The 15,020-nt window shown below is 52.8% G+C and carries 17 protein-coding genes and 1 rRNA gene; 10 read left to right on the top strand and 8 right to left on the bottom strand.

The window, feature by feature from the left end; genetic code table 11:
* Positions 1 to 60 precede the first annotated feature (60 nt).
* The 5 genes from accA (at position 61) to E2L00_RS10465 (ending at position 5,406) form a co-directional block, all read left to right on the top strand.
* On the top strand, positions 61 to 1,020 hold the full coding sequence (gene accA, locus E2L00_RS10485) for an acetyl-CoA carboxylase carboxyl transferase subunit alpha (protein WP_167610855.1): 960 nt from the start codon (positions 61 to 63) through the stop codon (positions 1,018 to 1,020).
* A 116-nt stretch (positions 1,021 to 1,136) separates the two neighbouring features.
* Positions 1,137 to 3,278: a lysine decarboxylase LdcC gene (locus E2L00_RS10480; protein ID WP_167610852.1), complete on the top strand. Its 2,142-nt coding sequence runs from the start codon at positions 1,137 to 1,139 to the stop codon at positions 3,276 to 3,278.
* 56 nt (positions 3,279 to 3,334) lie between these two features.
* On the top strand, positions 3,335 to 3,724 hold the full coding sequence (locus E2L00_RS10475) for a VOC family protein (protein ID WP_167610849.1): 390 nt from the start codon (positions 3,335 to 3,337) through the stop codon (positions 3,722 to 3,724).
* A 63-nt stretch (positions 3,725 to 3,787) separates the two neighbouring features.
* Positions 3,788 to 5,098: a tRNA lysidine(34) synthetase TilS gene (tilS, locus tag E2L00_RS10470; RefSeq protein ID WP_167611650.1), complete on the top strand. Its 1,311-nt coding sequence runs from the start codon at positions 3,788 to 3,790 to the stop codon at positions 5,096 to 5,098.
* Between the two features lie 26 nt (positions 5,099 to 5,124).
* On the top strand, positions 5,125 to 5,406 hold the full coding sequence (locus E2L00_RS10465; protein ID WP_236127725.1) for a c-type cytochrome: 282 nt from the start codon (positions 5,125 to 5,127) through the stop codon (positions 5,404 to 5,406).
* 47 nt (positions 5,407 to 5,453) lie between these two features.
* On the opposite strand, the gene rof is transcribed toward E2L00_RS10465, so the two are convergent.
* Together rof and E2L00_RS10455 are read right to left on the bottom strand one after the other, a co-directional pair.
* A complete protein-coding gene (rof, locus tag E2L00_RS10460; protein WP_167610843.1) occupies positions 5,454 to 5,714 on the bottom strand; it encodes a Rho-binding antiterminator in 261 nt (86 codons plus the stop codon).
* Positions 5,701 to 5,901, bottom strand: a complete 201-nt coding sequence (locus E2L00_RS10455; RefSeq protein ID WP_167610840.1) for a YaeP family protein — start codon at positions 5,899 to 5,901, stop codon at positions 5,701 to 5,703. Before E2L00_RS10455 ends, rof begins: the two co-directional genes overlap by 14 nt.
* A 203-nt stretch (positions 5,902 to 6,104) precedes the next feature.
* Here E2L00_RS10455 and E2L00_RS10450 point away from each other — a divergent pair, with 203 nt between their 5' ends.
* Genes E2L00_RS10450 through nlpE form a run of 3 tightly spaced genes read left to right on the top strand, consistent with a single transcriptional unit; the run spans position 6,105 to position 7,798 of the window.
* A complete protein-coding gene (locus E2L00_RS10450) occupies positions 6,105 to 6,647 on the top strand; it encodes a YaeQ family protein (RefSeq protein WP_167610837.1) in 543 nt (180 codons plus the stop codon).
* Complete coding sequence (gene arfB / locus E2L00_RS10445) at positions 6,647 to 7,066, top strand: alternative ribosome rescue aminoacyl-tRNA hydrolase ArfB (RefSeq protein ID WP_167610834.1); 420 nt, start codon at positions 6,647 to 6,649, stop codon at positions 7,064 to 7,066. Before E2L00_RS10450 ends, arfB begins: the two co-directional genes overlap by 1 nt.
* A gap of 36 nt (positions 7,067 to 7,102) precedes the next feature.
* Positions 7,103 to 7,798 (top strand): envelope stress response activation lipoprotein NlpE, encoded by a 696-nt coding sequence (gene nlpE / locus E2L00_RS10440; protein WP_167611647.1) that lies wholly within the window; start codon positions 7,103 to 7,105, stop codon positions 7,796 to 7,798.
* A 215-nt stretch (positions 7,799 to 8,013) separates the two neighbouring features.
* Here the strand turns inward: nlpE and proS are convergent, their stop codons facing one another.
* The 6 genes from proS to metN form a co-directional block, all read right to left on the bottom strand.
* Positions 8,014 to 9,732, bottom strand: a complete 1,719-nt coding sequence (proS, locus tag E2L00_RS10435; protein WP_167610831.1) for a proline--tRNA ligase — start codon at positions 9,730 to 9,732, stop codon at positions 8,014 to 8,016.
* A gap of 111 nt (positions 9,733 to 9,843) precedes the next feature.
* Positions 9,844 to 10,551 (bottom strand): tRNA (N6-threonylcarbamoyladenosine(37)-N6)-methyltransferase TrmO, encoded by a 708-nt coding sequence (gene tsaA, locus E2L00_RS10430; RefSeq protein ID WP_167610828.1) that lies wholly within the window; start codon positions 10,549 to 10,551, stop codon positions 9,844 to 9,846.
* Complete coding sequence (gene rcsF, locus E2L00_RS10425; protein ID WP_167610825.1) at positions 10,548 to 10,952, bottom strand: Rcs stress response system protein RcsF; 405 nt, start codon at positions 10,950 to 10,952, stop codon at positions 10,548 to 10,550. The genes tsaA and rcsF overlap by 4 nt, the downstream gene beginning before the upstream one ends.
* 114 nt (positions 10,953 to 11,066) lie before the next feature.
* The gene (gene metQ / locus E2L00_RS10420) at positions 11,067 to 11,882 is read right to left on the bottom strand and encodes a methionine ABC transporter substrate-binding lipoprotein MetQ (RefSeq protein WP_167610822.1); all 816 of its coding nucleotides are present in this window, start codon (positions 11,880 to 11,882) and stop codon (positions 11,067 to 11,069) included.
* Positions 11,883 to 11,925: 43 nt separating this feature from the next.
* Positions 11,926 to 12,579, bottom strand: coding sequence for a methionine ABC transporter permease MetI (locus E2L00_RS10415; protein WP_167610819.1), 654 nt, complete (start codon positions 12,577 to 12,579; stop codon positions 11,926 to 11,928).
* Positions 12,572 to 13,603 carry a methionine ABC transporter ATP-binding protein MetN gene (gene metN / locus E2L00_RS10410; protein ID WP_167610816.1) on the bottom strand — a complete coding sequence of 344 codons (1,032 nt, stop codon included), beginning with the start codon at positions 13,601 to 13,603 and terminating at the stop codon, positions 12,572 to 12,574. The genes E2L00_RS10415 and metN overlap by 8 nt, the downstream gene beginning before the upstream one ends.
* 189 nt (positions 13,604 to 13,792) lie before the next feature.
* On the opposite strand from metN, the gene gmhB reads away from it, so the two are divergent.
* On the top strand, positions 13,793 to 14,365 hold the full coding sequence (gmhB, locus tag E2L00_RS10405) for a D-glycero-beta-D-manno-heptose 1,7-bisphosphate 7-phosphatase (RefSeq protein ID WP_167610813.1): 573 nt from the start codon (positions 13,793 to 13,795) through the stop codon (positions 14,363 to 14,365).
* Positions 14,366 to 14,751: 386 nt separating this feature from the next.
* Positions 14,752 to 15,020, top strand: a 16S ribosomal RNA gene (locus tag E2L00_RS10400); the annotation flags it as partial.

The raw sequence follows: 15,020 nt of genomic DNA, 5'->3' as shown, positions 1-15,020 counted from the left end.
CTGAGAACGCTGCCAGAGTCAGAGCAGGTGGAACTGGAGTTTGACTAAAACAGGAATACTATGAGTCTGAATTTCCTTGATTTCGAACAGCCGATTGCAGAGCTGGAAGCGAAAATCGATTCCCTGACCGCCGTTAGCCGTCAGGATGAAAAATTGGATATTAATCTGGACGAAGAAGTGCAGCGTCTGCGTGAAAAAAGCGTAGAACTGACACGTAAAATCTTCGCAGATTTAGGAGCATGGCAAATTGCTCAACTGGCGCGCCATCCACAGCGCCCGTATACATTCGATTACCTTCGTCTCGCTTTTGAAGAGTTTGACGAACTGGCGGGCGACCGCGCCTACGCTGACGATAAAGCTATCGTCGGTGGCATTGCGCGTCTTGATGGCCGTCCGGTAATGATCATTGGCCACCAGAAAGGGCGTGAAACCAAAGAGAAAATCCGCCGTAACTTTGGGATGCCGGCACCGGAAGGCTACCGTAAAGCGCTGCGCCTGATGGAGATGGCTGAGCGTTTCAATATGCCAATCATTACCTTCATCGACACCCCCGGCGCCTATCCGGGCGTGGGCGCGGAAGAGCGTGGCCAGTCCGAAGCCATCGCCCGCAACCTGCGTGAAATGTCTCGCCTGAAAGTGCCGGTCATCTGTACGGTAATTGGCGAAGGCGGTTCCGGTGGTGCGCTGGCGATTGGCGTTGGCGATAAGGTGAATATGCTGCAGTACAGCACCTATTCCGTTATCTCCCCGGAAGGCTGTGCTTCCATTCTGTGGAAGAGCGCTGATAAAGCCCCTCTTGCCGCAGAAGCGATGGGCATTATCGCCCCGCGTCTGAAAGAGCTGAAGCTTGTCGATACCGTTATCCCTGAACCACTGGGCGGCGCGCATCGTAATCCTGAAGTGATGGCCGCGTCGTTGAAAGCGCAGCTGCTGGCGGATCTCGCCGATCTGGATGTACTGAACAAAGACGAACTGCTTAACCGCCGTTATCAGCGTTTGATGAGCTACGGCTACGCCTGATTGCTTGCTCCAGTTTGACCTTAAGGGCCGGATTTTCCGGCCCTTTTTGCGTCTGGCGTCTCCCGCAAAAGCGCATTGCGCTATGCTTACCTGAGACTTTTGCCAGGAGGTAAGCTGTGAATATCATCGCCATCATGGGGCCGCAGGGCGTTTTTTATAAAGACGAGCCGATCAAAGAGCTGCATCAGCAGCTGGAGAAACAGGGATTCCAGCTCATCTATCCGACCAACAGCACCGATCTGCTGAAACTCATCGAGCACAACCCAAGAATTTGCGGGGTGATTTTCGACTGGGATGAATACAGCCTCGATTTGTGCAGCGAAATTAATTTGCTTAACGAGTACCTGCCGCTTTACGCCTTTATCAATACTCACTCGTCGCTGGATGTCAGCGTCAACGAGATGCGCATGGCGCTGTGGTTCTTTGAATATGCTCTCAGCGCTGCGGACGATATCGCCGTGCGTATCAGGCAATATACCGATGAGTATCTCGATAACATCACGCCGCCCTTAACCAAAGCGCTGTTCACCTACGTTAAAGAAGGCAAGTATACGTTCTGTACGCCGGGGCATATGGCGGGAACGGCCTATCAGAAAAGCCCGGTGGGCTGCCTGTTCTACGACTTCTTTGGTGGAAATATCTTAAAAGCAGATGTGTCTATTTCAGTAACCGAGCTGGGTTCATTGCTCGACCATACCGGCCCGCATCTGGAAGCCGAAGAGTATATTGCCCGCACCTTTGGGGCGGAGCAAAGCTATATGGTGACCAACGGCACATCCACCTCGAACAAAATTGTCGGGATGTACGCCGCGCCTTCTGGCAGCACCGTTTTAATTGACCGCAACTGCCATAAATCGCTGACGCATCTGCTGATGATGACCGACCTGGTGCCCATCTGGCTCAAGCCCACGCGTAACGCTTTGGGTATTCTGGGCGGCATTCCGAAACGCGAATTCCTGCGCGAGAGCATTGAAGAGAAAGTGGCCGCCACGAAAGATGCCCGCTGGCCGGTACATGCCGTCATCACCAATTCGACTTATGACGGCCTGCTCTACAACACCGAATTTATTAAGCATACGCTGGACGTTCCTTCAATCCACTTTGATTCCGCCTGGGTTCCCTATACCAATTTTCATCCGATTTATCAGGGCAAAAGCGGCATGAGCGGCGAACGAGTAGCGGGCAAAGTTTTCTATGAAACGCAGTCCACTCACAAATTACTGGCGGCGCTTTCGCAGGCTTCTCTGATTCACATTAAAGGCGATTATGACGAGCAAACCTTTAATGAAGCCTACATGATGCACACCACCACTTCGCCGAGCTATCCGCTGGTGGCATCCATAGAAACGGCAGCCGCCATGCTACGCGGCAATCCCGGCAAGCGTTTGATTAACCGCTCCGTGGAGCGTGCGCTGCATTTTCGCCGTGAGGTTCAGCGCCTGCGTGAAGAGTCGGAGGATTGGTTCTTCGATATCTGGCAGCCGGAATACATCGACGAAGCCGCCTGCTGGCCAATCTCACCCGGTGAAGAAGACTGGCATGGCTTTAAAGATGCCGATGACGATCATATGTATCTCGATCCGATTAAAGTCACTATTCTTACGCCCGGTATGAACGAGCTGGGTAGCATGGCTGAGGAAGGCATTCCGGCAGCGCTGGTGGCGAAGTTTCTCGACGAGCGCGGCGTGGTGGTGGAAAAGACCGGGCCATACAACCTGCTGTTCCTCTTTAGCATCGGTATCGATAAAACCAAAGCGCTTAGCCTGCTACGCGGCCTGACCGAATTTAAACGCGCCTACGATCTCAATCTGCGGGTCAGAAATATGCTGCCGGATCTCTATGCCGAAGATCCTGACTTCTACCGCAATATGCGTATTCAGGACCTTGCCCAGGGGATTCATAAGCTCATCAAACAGCATAATTTGCCGGACTTAATGCTGCGGGCGTTTGACGTCCTGCCTGAGATGAAGCTAACGCCGCATCAGGCTTATCAACAGCAGGTAAAAGGTAACGTGGAAACGGTCGAGATCGAGGAGTTGCTCAACCGGGTTTCTGCCAACATGATACTGCCTTATCCGCCGGGCGTGCCGGTCGTGATGCCGGGTGAGATGATCACCAACGAAAGCCGTGCGGTGCTGGATTTTCTGCTAATGCTCTGTTCGGTAGGCGAGCATTATCCCGGCTTTGAAACCGATATTCATGGCGCGACGCTTGGAGAGGATGGCATATACCGGGTACGAGTCTTAAAAGCGGTATAGCGCCTTGATTTGCCGTGGCATGGTGGTTACCGTGCAACAAAGACAAAGGAGTATATATGCTGGGTTTAAAGCAGGTTCATCACATCGCCATTATCGCTTCGGATTATCAAAGCAGTAAGCAGTTTTACTGCGATATTCTGGGCTTTACGCTGCAGGCGGAAGCGTACCGCGAGGAGCGGGATTCCTGGAAAGGCGATCTGGCGTTAAACGGCCAGTATGTCATCGAGCTTTTTTCCTTCCCGTTCCCACCTGCGCGCCCAAGCCGCCCGGAAGCATGTGGTCTGCGCCATCTGGCATTTAGCGTTGCAGATCTCGATCAGGCAATTGCGCATCTGGAAAAGCATGGCGTAACCTGCGAACCCGTTCGCATCGATCCCTTTACCGATAAGCGATTCACCTTTTTTGCCGATCCTGACGGCCTGCCGCTGGAACTTTACCAGCAGTAACGCTTGCCTCTCTCGTCGTTGCCCGGTAACGTGCCGGGCAAACCCTCACGTAAATTACTGATTATGGATCTCCACCCATTACTGTCACTACTTCATCCGCACCGCAATCTGCTGGTGGCGTTTAGCGGTGGGCTGGACTCCACGGTTTTGCTGCATCAGCTGGTTACGCTGCGTGAAACTGTCACCCCCGATCTGCAACTGCGCGCCATGCATATTCATCATGGGATCAGTCCTCATGCTAATGAATGGGTGAGCCACTGCGAGCGGCTTTGCGCGCAGTGGAACGTTCCTCTTGAAGTGGCTTATGTGCATCTGGCGGATGACGGAAAAGGTATTGAAGCGCAGGCGCGTGCGGCCCGCTATCAGGCGTTAACTGCTGAACTGCGGCCGGGCGAAGCGCTGTTAACTGCCCAGCACCTTGACGATCAGTGCGAAACGTTTTTGCTGGCGCTTAAACGCGGCAGCGGCCCGGCTGGTCTTGCGGCAATGCCGACAAAGCTTGGTTTTGCGGGAACGACGCTGTTGCGCCCGCTGCTTGGTAAGAGCCGCGCAGCGTTAGAAGAATGGGCAAAAACTCATCAGCTAACGTGGATTGAGGATGAGAGCAATCAGGACGACGCTTACGACAGAAACTTCCTGCGGCTGCGCGTTGTGCCTGTTTTACAGCAGCGCTGGCCGCATTTTACCCGCAGCGTAGCCCGCAGCGCCGAGCTTTGCGGCGAGCAGGAGGCGCTGCTGGATGAACTGCTGGCGGAGCAGCTTTCCGCACTGTTGCAGGACGATGGCGCTTTGCGTATCGCACCGTTAACCGGCCTGAGCGAAGCTCGCCGGGCAGCGCTTCTGCGACGCTGGTTTGCTTTTCATAAAGCGGCCATGCCTTCACGGGCCGCCTTACAGCGCGTCTGGGATGAGGTTGCGTCCAGCCGCGAGGATGCGAATCCTCGCCTGAAGTTTGGCCATTACGAAGTCCGTCGTTTTCAGGAAGCGCTTTACTGGGTGCCATTGCTGGACGGGCAGGGCGATGCTGTAGTGCACTGGTTGGCGCCTTACGCTCCGCTGCACCTTCCTGCGGGCCTTGGCACGTTGAAACTTAGCGCTGACGGGCAGGCTGTTCGAGCCCCTGGTCATGACGAAGCGGTCACTATCCGTTTTAAAGCAAGCGGTAATCACCATATCGTCGGGCGCGAACGTGGCAGAAACCTGAAGAAAATCTGGCAGGAGTTGCAGATCCCTTCATGGCAGCGCAATATCACCCCGCTGGTATTTTATGGCGAGCAGTTAATTACCGCTCCGGGCATTTTTGTCACCCGCGAGGGGCAGGCAACGGATCGATCATGCTGGCATATAGACTGGCAAAAGGAGAAACAGCAGTGAAACGAGCGATTACCCTGATTGGGCTGATGATGTGTAGTTTACCCGCGCTTGCAAACGGCGATGCGCAAGCGGGCGAGCAAAAAGCCGTGATGTGCGTGGCCTGTCACGGCGCGAACGGTAAGGCTTCCGTGCCTGTGTACCCGAACCTTGCCGGACAAAACGAAAAATACCTTGAGCATGCGCTTCAGGCATACAAGAAAGGCGAGCGTAGCGGCGGGCAGGCGGAAATCATGAAGGCCTACATCAGCGGCCTGTCCGACGAGGATATCAGCAACCTTGCCGCGTATTATTCTTCCATGAAACCATAAAAAAACGGGCAGCCGGTGGCTGCCCATTTGCATCTATCGCGTCAGGATCATTCTTCGCTAACGACGACGGTTCCAATTTCAGGGTGACTGAAGCTGGTGATTTTATCGAGCCGAACTTCACGCGTGCTACCCGCATCATCAATAATCAAATATTCGACGTTTTTACGAGACACCAGGTCGCTTGCTTTCGCCTTTAAAACCTCTCCGCTCTTCAGTTCCAGCGTCAGTAACAGGTGATGCTGGCAGGCGAGTTCGAGATTGTCATAGTCATCACAATTGATGGGTTGATAGGTATCATTCAAAGACATAATCGCTCACCAGTAAGTTCGCGGCAGCATACGCCGCCTGTTCCCTGATAGATTCTGGCTGTGCTTCGTTACAGGCCACTTCATCCAGTACCTTAAGGACGCAGCCTAATGCATCCGGAATGTAACCTAAATCACCGCTTGCGATCTCCGCATAGCGCTGTCGAACCAGTTCACAATACTTTTCCACACGCCCTCCTGTCAGAGTCTCGACTTCAGACTTAATCGTGGATGGAACTTAAGCCTACGAAGATAAACTCTGTTTAGCAAGGTGACTATACCACAGGCATGAAACCGATATCAGCAGCGTAAATACCTGCGCTGATGAATAGATAACAGCGTTTTAGCGGGGTTTTCGCTACAATGAACGCCAAATAAATCTGGAGAAGTGTGATGGCGTTAAAAGCGACAATCTACAAAGCGATGGTGAACGTTGCCGATCTCGATCGCAACAAGTTCCTGGATAGCAACCTGACGCTGGCGCGCCATCCATCTGAAACGCAAGAACGCATGATGCTACGCCTGCTGGCGTGGATTAAATATGCGGACGAGCGTCTGCAATTTTCCCGTGGTTTAAGTGCGGAAGAAGAGCCTGAGATTTGGCAGCACAACGATCATTTGGGTATCGATCTGTGGATTGAGCTGGGTCTGCCGGAAGAGCGGCGGGTGAAAAAAGCCTGCAGCCAGTCGGCGGAAGTGGCGCTGTTTACCTACAATAGTCGTGCGGCTGAAATATGGTGGCAGCAAAATCAGAACAAACTGAGCCAGTTTAAAAACCTCAGCATCTGGTATCTGGACGATGAGCAACTGGCGAAGTTAAGCGAGTTCGGCACGCGCAGCATGAATTTGCAGGCGACCATCCAGGATGGCGCAATTTGGCTGTCGGATGCCGAAAACAACGTTGAAATACACTTTACCGCATGGCTTCGCCATTAATGATTAGCGTTTCCCGAACGGTTGAAATACCCGATCAAGAAGTAACGATTACGGCTATCCGGGCGCAGGGGGCGGGCGGTCAGCATGTGAATAAAACCTCAACGGCTATTCATCTGCGTTTTGACATCCGGGCTTCCAGCTTGCCGGAGTATTACAAAGAACGGCTGCTGGCGGCGAGCCACCATCTGATCACGCCCGATGGCGTGGTAGTGATCAAGGCGCAGGAATATCGCAGCCAGGAGATGAACCGTGAAGCCGCCGTTGCCCGCCTGGTCTCCTTGATCAAGGAATTAACCGCCGAGCAAAAAAGCCGTCGGGCAACCAGGCCGACGCGGGCTTCAAAAGAGCGGCGTCTGGCATCTAAAGCACAAAAATCAACCACGAAATCGCTGCGCGGCAAAGTTCGTCGCCCCGAGTGAAAAGGGGCCAGAGATAACCAGCATAAGGAATAGATGGTGAAAAAACTTTTATTATCAGCGGCGGCAGTCTGTAGCCTTTTTGCCCTCTTTGGCTGTAACAATCGTGCCGAAGTGCAGACGCTGCAACCCACGCAGGCCGCCGAATTAAAACCGATGCAGCAGAGCTATAAGGGCCTGCTACCCTGTGCAGATTGCGAAGGTATCGAAACCTCATTATTTCTTGAGAAGGACGGCAGTTGGGTAATGAACCAGCGTTATCAGGGCGCAAAATCACCTGCGGTATTTGCCTCTTATGGTAGCTGGGCGCGCACGGCGGATAAGCTGGTGCTGACAGAAAGCGACGGCGAAAAGCTCTATTTTCGTCCGCAGGCCGACGGCCTGGAGATGCTCGGCCGCGAGGGGAATCCCATTGCGTCACAGTTTGACTACACGCTGAAACCAACAAACGACGCTTTGCCCGCTACGCCAATGGCGATGAAAGGGATGTATAAATACATGGCTGACGCGGCGATTTTCCAGGATTGCGCCACAGGACGCACCTTTGCGGTGGCCAGCAATGCGGAACTTGAACGCGGTTACGCTGCGGCCCGCGGCAAAGATATGCAGCCGGTGCTGTTAAAGATTGAAGCGCACTTTACGCTTCAGGCGTCGCCGGACAGCGGCGAGCTGCAAAAAACGCTGGTGGCGGATAAATCGGCCAGGTTCGAAGCTGGTAAAAATTGTGCCGACTAATAAAAAACGCCCTGCAAAAGCAGGGCATTTCAGACTGATGACAAACTCTCAACCAGCACAGGCTGAACGTATGCCACCGAATAAAAAATAAGCAAAATCAAGGCATTGATTTCCGGCTGGTAACCACAAAGAAGGAAAAGTTACGCTTTCTCCTTCTTTATCAGCACTCTAAAATGCCCTGCAAAAGCAGGGCATTTTTATGGGCAAGAGAAAGCTCAGCGTTGGATCTGACCCAGCAGGAAATCAATGATTTCGCCGGTTTTGATCATCTGCTTCTCACCGACGCGGCGGTTTTTGTATTCAACTTCTTCGCTGTCGAGATTGCGGTCACCGATAACCACGGTATGTGGAATACCGATCAGTTCCATATCCGCAAACATTACGCCCGGGCGCTCTTTACGGTCGTCCATCAGCACGTCAATGCCTTTAGCGCGCAGGGTGGAATAAAGTTCTTCCGCCAGCTCTTTCACGCGGAAAGACTTATGCATGTTCATTGGCAGGATAGCGACCTGGAACGGTGCGATGGCGTCCGGCCACAGAATGCCGCGCTCGTCGTTGTTCTGCTCGATGGCGGCAGCGACAACGCGCGTCACGCCGATACCGTAGCAGCCCATGGTCAGCGTCTGGTTACGGCCATCTTCGCCCTGCACGGACGCTTTCATCGCTTCGGAATACTTGCTGCCGAGCTGGAAGATATGTCCCACTTCGATACCGCGTTTAATCAGCAGAGTGCCTTTGCCGTCCGGGCTTGGATCGCCTTCCACCACGTTACGGATATCCGCAACCTGCGGCAGAGCTACGTCGCGCTCCCAGTTAATGCCCACGAAGTGTTTGCCGTCGATGTTTGCGCCAGCGGCGAAATCGCTCATCGCGGCTACGGTGCGGTCAATCACTACCGGAATCGGCAGATTTACCGGACCAAGAGAACCCGGACCCGCGTTAGCCACGGCGCGGATTTCTGCTTCAGTGGCGAAGGTCAGCGGGCTTGCTACCTGCGGCAGTTTTTCTGCTTTCACTTCGTTCAGCTCATGATCGCCGCGAACCAACAGCGCGACCAGGGGATAAGCGCTGCCTTCGGTCGCTTTGACCAGCAGCGTTTTTACGGTTTTCTCAACCGGCAGATTGAACTGCTCAACCAGGTCCGCGATGGTTTTCGCATTCGGAGTATCGATCTGCGTCATTTCTACCGTTGGCGCTGCACGGCCGCCAGCAGGCGCCACCGCTTCTGCAAATTCGATGTTGGCGGCGTAATCGGATTCTGTAGAGAAGATAACGTCATCTTCGCCGCTCTGCGCCAGCACCTGGAACTCATGAGATGCGCTGCCGCCGATGGAACCGGTATCCGCTTCCACAGCGCGGAAATCCAGACCCATGCGGGTAAAGATTTTGCTGTAGGCCTGGTACATCGCATCGTAAGTTTCCTGCAAAGATTCCTGCGTAGTATGGAAAGAGTAAGCATCTTTCATCAGGAATTCGCGGGAGCGCATGACGCCGAAGCGTGGGCGCACTTCGTCACGGAACTTGGTCTGGATCTGGAAGAAGTTCAGCGGTAGCTGTTTGTAAGAGCTCAGCTCGTTACGAATCAGGTCGGTGATGACTTCTTCGTGCGTTGGGCCGAGCACAAACGGACGATCGCCACGATCGACAAAACGCAGCAGTTCCGGGCCGTACTGTTCCCAACGACCGCTCTCCTGCCACAGATCGGCGGGTTGAACAACGGGCATGCACATCTCGATGGCACCGGCGTTGTTCATCTCTTCACGCACGATATTTTCGACTTTTTTCAGGACGCGCAAACCGGTCGGCAACCAGGTATATAAGCCGGAGGCGAGTTTGCGGATCATCCCGGCGCGCAGCATCAGCTGATGACTGATGACTTCGGCGTCGGCAGGTGTCTCCTTCAGAGTGGAGAGCAGATATTGGCTAGTACGCATGTTGTTACGGTTCCATTTGAACGGCTGTTAACCGGCTGCAAAGCAGCCTGCTTCAAAAAAGTGGTTTAGTTTACCAGTGTGGCAGGGATGTCAAAAGAGAGGGGCGATAAATTAGCGTTCTTCAACGGCAAACACTTCAAAACCCCGCTCCGTCACGCGCCAGCGCACATTGAAATCAAGCAGCAGTACGGCATAGATTTTACCCGCGTCTTCGCCCTTACGATAAGCTGGACGAGGATCCTGGGCCAATACCTGTTGAATAAAGCGCGTAATATTCGGCCAGATATTATCCAGCCTGGCTAATTGTTGCTGCACATCGGTGGTGAAATAAACCGGCATATCCGCAACGGGTGCGGCCTGGGCATAGCCCGCAACGGCCTGAGGTAATGCTTCGGCAAACGGCAGATAGGGCTTGATATCGACTATCGGCGTGCCATCAACTAAATCCAGGCTGCCGAGGTCCAGAATCAGCTGGTTTTTCTCACAGCGAATGCCTTTCAGCTCTACCAGCGACATGCCAATAGGATTAGGGCGGAAGGTTGAGCGCGTAGCAAAGACGCCCATACGCGCATTGCCGCCAAGACGGGGTGGGCGCACGGTGGGACGCCATCCGCCTTCCATCGTCTGGTGGAAGACAAATAACAACCATAGATGGCTAAAGCCTTCCAGGCCGCGCACGGCATCGGCCAGATTGAAAGGTGGCAGCAAATGGAGTTCGCCGCCTCCGTCCGCAACCAGGCCTGGCTGGCGCGGAACGGCAAACTTCTCTTTGTACGGGGAGCGGATTACGCCAATCTGTTCAAAGGCGAATGCTGTCATTTCGCCGAAACATTCAGCGCAGAACCAACGCAAACCGCCTGGCGATAGCAGCCTGGCGTACCGCTGGTAACGTCGCAGCTGTGCAACAGTACCGCGTTCGCTTTCATTTTTGATGCGTTAATTTGCAGACGCTTACGTGCGGTTGGGATATTCGGCGGGGAGTCCTGATTGCTTGCCTGGCAGGATTCTCCGCTGACTTCGCCCAGATCGCGGAATGGCTTACCGACCAAATCTTCTGCATTGGTATAAATTTTTACCGGAGCCGGGCGCGGCGCTTTAGGCTTAGCAGGCTCAGCTTTCGCTGGTGTTGCAGTGCTTTGAACGGGTTCAACGGGGGATCTGTTTAGCATAGAACAGCCGCTCAGTATGACTGCTAATAAACAGATCGGTAAAGCACGCATAATTTTTCCTCAATGAATGATAAATCGGGAATATTGAATCAAGCTCTTGCAAAAATAACAAGACGGGCATGAGCCCGTCTTAGATTATTTACGTAAAAAGAGTGAAAGGGAAATTTACCAGCCTTTAACCGCACCGCCGTTGAAGATTTTATTTGCCGCTTCATAAACTTCGTCAGACTGGTAAGCCTCAACGAATTTTTTCACGTTTTCTGCGTCTTTGTTGTCTTCGCGAGCCACCACCAGATTCACATATGGAGAATCTTTATCTTCCACAAAGATACCGTCTTTCGCTGGAGTCAGGCCAATCTGGCTTGCATAAGTGGTGTTGATAACCGCCAGCGCAATCTGGGCATCGTCAAGGGAACGTGGCAGCTGAGGCGCTTCCAGCTCAACCAGCTTCACATTTTTTGGATTCTCGGTGACGTCCAGTACGGTTGGCAGCAGACCCACGCCGTCTTTCAGCTTAATCAGCCCTTGTTTTTGCAGCAGCAGCAGGGAACGGCCAAGGTTAGTTGGGTCGTTTGGCAAGGCTACCTGTGCGCCGTTTTGCAGTTCATCCAGGGATTTGATTTTTTTGGAGTAGCCGGCAATCGGGTAAACGAAAGTATTGCCAACGGGCACCAGCTTGTAGCCGCGATCTTTGATCTGCTGATCGAGGTATGGTTTGTGCTGGAAGGCGTTAGCGTCGATATCGCCTTTGCTCAGCGCTTCGTTTGGCAGCACGTAATCGTTGAAGGTCACCAGCTCAACGTCGAGACCATACTTCTCTTTGGCAACTTTCTGCGCCACTTCAGCAACCTGCTGTTCAGCACCCACAATAACGCCAACTTTAATATGGTTTGGATCTTTTTCATCCTGACCACAACCCACCAGAGCCAGTGAACCAATCAAAGCACCAACCGCCGCAAAGGTTTTAAATTTAAAAGACATATCCCTTCCTTACTTGAGTAAAAACGATGTTGTGTTGAACGTCTTATTTGTGAGTAACAGTCCGGACGATACGATCGCCAGATAGCTGAATTAAATACACTAATACCACCAGTAACACTAATACCGTATTCATCACGGTAGCGTTATAACCGATATAACCATACTGATAACCAATCTGGCCTAAGCCGCCGGCGCCAACCGCACCGCCCATAGCAGAGTAACCTACCAGCGTAATCAAGGTGATAGTGGCCGCATTGACCAGGCCCGGCAGCGCTTCAGGCAGCAGAACTTTGCGGATAATCTGCATAGGCGTCGCCCCCATAGCGCGGGATGCTTCAATCAGGCCCGATGGAATTTCCAGCAGCGCATTCTCCACCATACGTGCGATGAAAGGCGCAGCGCCCACGGTCAGCGGCACAATAGCAGCCTGCAGGCCGATGGAAGTCCCGACTATCGCGCGGGTAAAAGGAATCATCCATACCAGCAAGATGATGAAAGGAATGGAGCGGAAGATATTCACCAGCGCTGACATAGCGCGGTAGAGTTTCACGTTCGCGCTAATCTGTCCCGGACGCGTAATATAAAGCAGCACGCCTACCGGCAGGCCGATAACAAAACCAAAGAAGCCGGACACAAAGGTCATCGCCAGCGTTTCATAGACGCCTTTAAGAAGTAACCACATCATTGGCTCAGACATAACCCAGCACCTCTACTTTTACATGTTGTTCCTGCAGCCAGGCGATGGCGGCTTCCGTGTTGTGATGTTCACCATGCATTTCGCACAGCATGATGCCGAACTTCACGCCACCGGCATAATCCATCTGCGCACTAATAATGTTGCTGTTTACATTGAAGGTGCGGGCTGTCTCGGAAAGTAAAGGTGCATCAACCGACTGACCGGTAAATTCCAGACGCAATAAGGGAACAGTTTTATCGCGCTTTTCTGCGCTCAGGCGTTGAGCATAATCTTCCGGAATATCCAGGTGGAGGGTGGACTGAATAAACTGCTGCGCCAGCGGGGTCTTCGGATGAGAGAACACTTCGCTTACGGTATCCTGCTCTATTAGCTCGCCGTCGCTGATAACGGCTACGCAGTCACAGATACGCTTCACCACGTCCATTTCGTGGGTGATAAGCAGGATGGTTATGCCAAGACGACGATTAATGTCTTTCAGTAATTCGAGAATGGAACGGGTAGTGGCAGGGTCAAGCGCGCTGGTGGCTTCATCGCACAGCAACACTTTAGGATTGCTGGCCAGCGCACGCGCGATGGCTACACGCTGTTTTTGCCCGCCAGAAAGGTTAGCCGGATAGACGTCATGCTTTTCGCTTAAGCCGACGAGATCCAAAAGCTCGGTAACGCGACGCTTAACTTCTTCGCGCGGCGTATTGTCGAGCTCCAGCGGTAAGGCTACGTTGCCGAAAACTGTGCGGGACGAGAGTAAGTTAAAGTGCTGGAAGATCATGCCAATCTGGCGGCGAGCTTTCGTCAGTTGACCTTCAGACAGCGTCGTCAGCTCCTGGCCATCAACCAGTACGGAGCCTTGCGTTGGACGCTCCAGCAGGTTCACGCAACGGATCAAGGTACTCTTACCCGCGCCGGATGCGCCAATCACGCCATAAATTTGTCCAGCAGGAACGTGCAGACTGACGTTATTCAACGCCTGTATGGTGCGGTTCCCTTGCTGAAACACTTTGGTGATGTTTGAAAGTTTAATCATTAGGTTATTTATTATCGTATAAGAGTTAGCCGTGGCATTTTCTACTGCCGATAACGGGTAATGTTCGTCATCGATATGGATGTTAAGGCATCCAGACGTCTAAATCAATCAGGGTGTGATGCTCTATTCTCACCCGTCCTCTAAATCATGCGATACTAAGGGCAATAATCCCGTATCAGGAGTTTCCAGGTGGCACAGTCCGTACCCGCTATTTTTCTCGACCGCGATGGCACTATTAATGTCGATCATGGTTACGTCCATGAAGTCGACCAGTTTGAATTTATCGATGGCGTGATCGACGCTATGCGTGAATTAAAAGAAATGGGCTATGCGTTGGTGCTGGTCACCAACCAGTCGGGCATCGCCCGCGGCATGTTCACGGAAGATGCTTTTGAAAATCTGACCGAATGGATGGACTGGTCTTTGGCTGACCGTGGAGTGGATCTCGATGGTATCTATTATTGCCCGCACCATCCGGAAGCAGTAATAGAAGAGTTTCGTCAGTCCTGCGACTGCCGCAAACCGCAACCGGGCATGCTGTTGTCCGCCGCTGAGTATCTTCACATCGATATGGCCTCTTCTTATATGGTGGGCGACAAAGTTGAAGACATGCAGGCGGCAGCCGCTGCGCAGGTAGGAACAAAAGTGCTGGTACGTAGCGGCAAGCCGGTAACTGAAGAAGGTGAGTCCGCGGCGGATTTTGTCATTAATAGCCTTGCTGACCTGCCAGAAGCGATTAAAACGCGTCAAAAATCGGCGTAACGATTAAAAAATGCGCGATTGAAAATTATTTTGAAAATAGGGGTTGTCACGTTCCGAAAAATCCCTATACTGCGCCTCCACTGACACGGCACAACGGCTTACAAACCGGCCCGTCAGGCAGACGAAAGCGAAAATAAACGCTTGACTCTGAAAGAGGAAAGCGTAATATACGCCACCTCGCAACAGCAGGCTGAGCCGCTGATTGCACCGCTCTTTAACAATTTATCAGACAATCTGTGTGGGCACTCGCAGGGTTGATATCTCAGCATCTTCGGGTGCAAAAAAATATCAAGCCTTGAAGAGTGACCAGACAGTAATTCATTTAAGTGAATTATTTGAAAGTAATCTTTGAGCATCGCTGCACGAGTTGCAGCACATCAGACTTTTAATTGAAGAGTTTGATCATGGCTCAGATTGAACGCTGGCGGCAGGCCTAACACATGCAAGTCGGACGGTAACAGGAAGCAGCTTGCTGCTTTGCTGACGAGTGGCGGACGGGTGAGTAATGTCTGGGAAACTGCCTGATGGCGGGGGATAACCACTGGAAACGGTGGCTAATACCGCATAACGTCGCAAGACCAAAGAGGGGGACCTTCGGGCCTCTTGCCATCAGATGTGCCCAGATGGGATTAGCCAGTTGGTGAGGTAACGGCTC

Source organism: Cedecea colo, assembly GCF_011808225.1.
Taxonomy (GTDB): domain Bacteria; phylum Pseudomonadota; class Gammaproteobacteria; order Enterobacterales; family Enterobacteriaceae; genus Dryocola; species Dryocola colo.
This window is presented reverse-complemented; position numbering and strand designations above follow the sequence as displayed.

What these genes read in the sequence shown, in the direction of transcription:
- tsaA (WP_167610828.1), bottom strand. Translation starts at nt 10,551, where the DNA reads ATGACAGCATTCGCCTTTGAACAGATTGGCGTAATCCGCTCCCCGTAC.
- rcsF (WP_167610825.1), bottom strand. Translation starts at nt 10,952, where the DNA reads ATGCGTGCTTTACCGATCTGTTTATTAGCAGTCATACTGAGCGGCTGT.
- E2L00_RS10415 (WP_167610819.1), bottom strand. Translation starts at nt 12,579, where the DNA reads ATGTCTGAGCCAATGATGTGGTTACTTCTTAAAGGCGTCTATGAAACG.
- arfB (WP_167610834.1), top strand. Translation starts at nt 6,647, where the DNA reads ATGATTAGCGTTTCCCGAACGGTTGAAATACCCGATCAAGAAGTAACG.
- rof (WP_167610843.1), bottom strand. Translation starts at nt 5,714, where the DNA reads ATGTCTTTGAATGATACCTATCAACCCATCAATTGTGATGACTATGAC.
- proS (WP_167610831.1), bottom strand. Translation starts at nt 9,732, where the DNA reads ATGCGTACTAGCCAATATCTGCTCTCCACTCTGAAGGAGACACCTGCC.
- E2L00_RS10450 (WP_167610837.1), top strand. Translation starts at nt 6,105, where the DNA reads ATGGCGTTAAAAGCGACAATCTACAAAGCGATGGTGAACGTTGCCGAT.
- accA (WP_167610855.1), top strand. Translation starts at nt 61, where the DNA reads ATGAGTCTGAATTTCCTTGATTTCGAACAGCCGATTGCAGAGCTGGAA.
- metN (WP_167610816.1), bottom strand. Translation starts at nt 13,603, where the DNA reads ATGATTAAACTTTCAAACATCACCAAAGTGTTTCAGCAAGGGAACCGC.
- tilS (WP_167611650.1), top strand. Translation starts at nt 3,788, where the DNA reads ATGGATCTCCACCCATTACTGTCACTACTTCATCCGCACCGCAATCTG.
- E2L00_RS10475 (WP_167610849.1), top strand. Translation starts at nt 3,335, where the DNA reads ATGCTGGGTTTAAAGCAGGTTCATCACATCGCCATTATCGCTTCGGAT.
- metQ (WP_167610822.1), bottom strand. Translation starts at nt 11,882, where the DNA reads ATGTCTTTTAAATTTAAAACCTTTGCGGCGGTTGGTGCTTTGATTGGT.
- E2L00_RS10465 (WP_236127725.1), top strand. Translation starts at nt 5,125, where the DNA reads ATGATGTGTAGTTTACCCGCGCTTGCAAACGGCGATGCGCAAGCGGGC.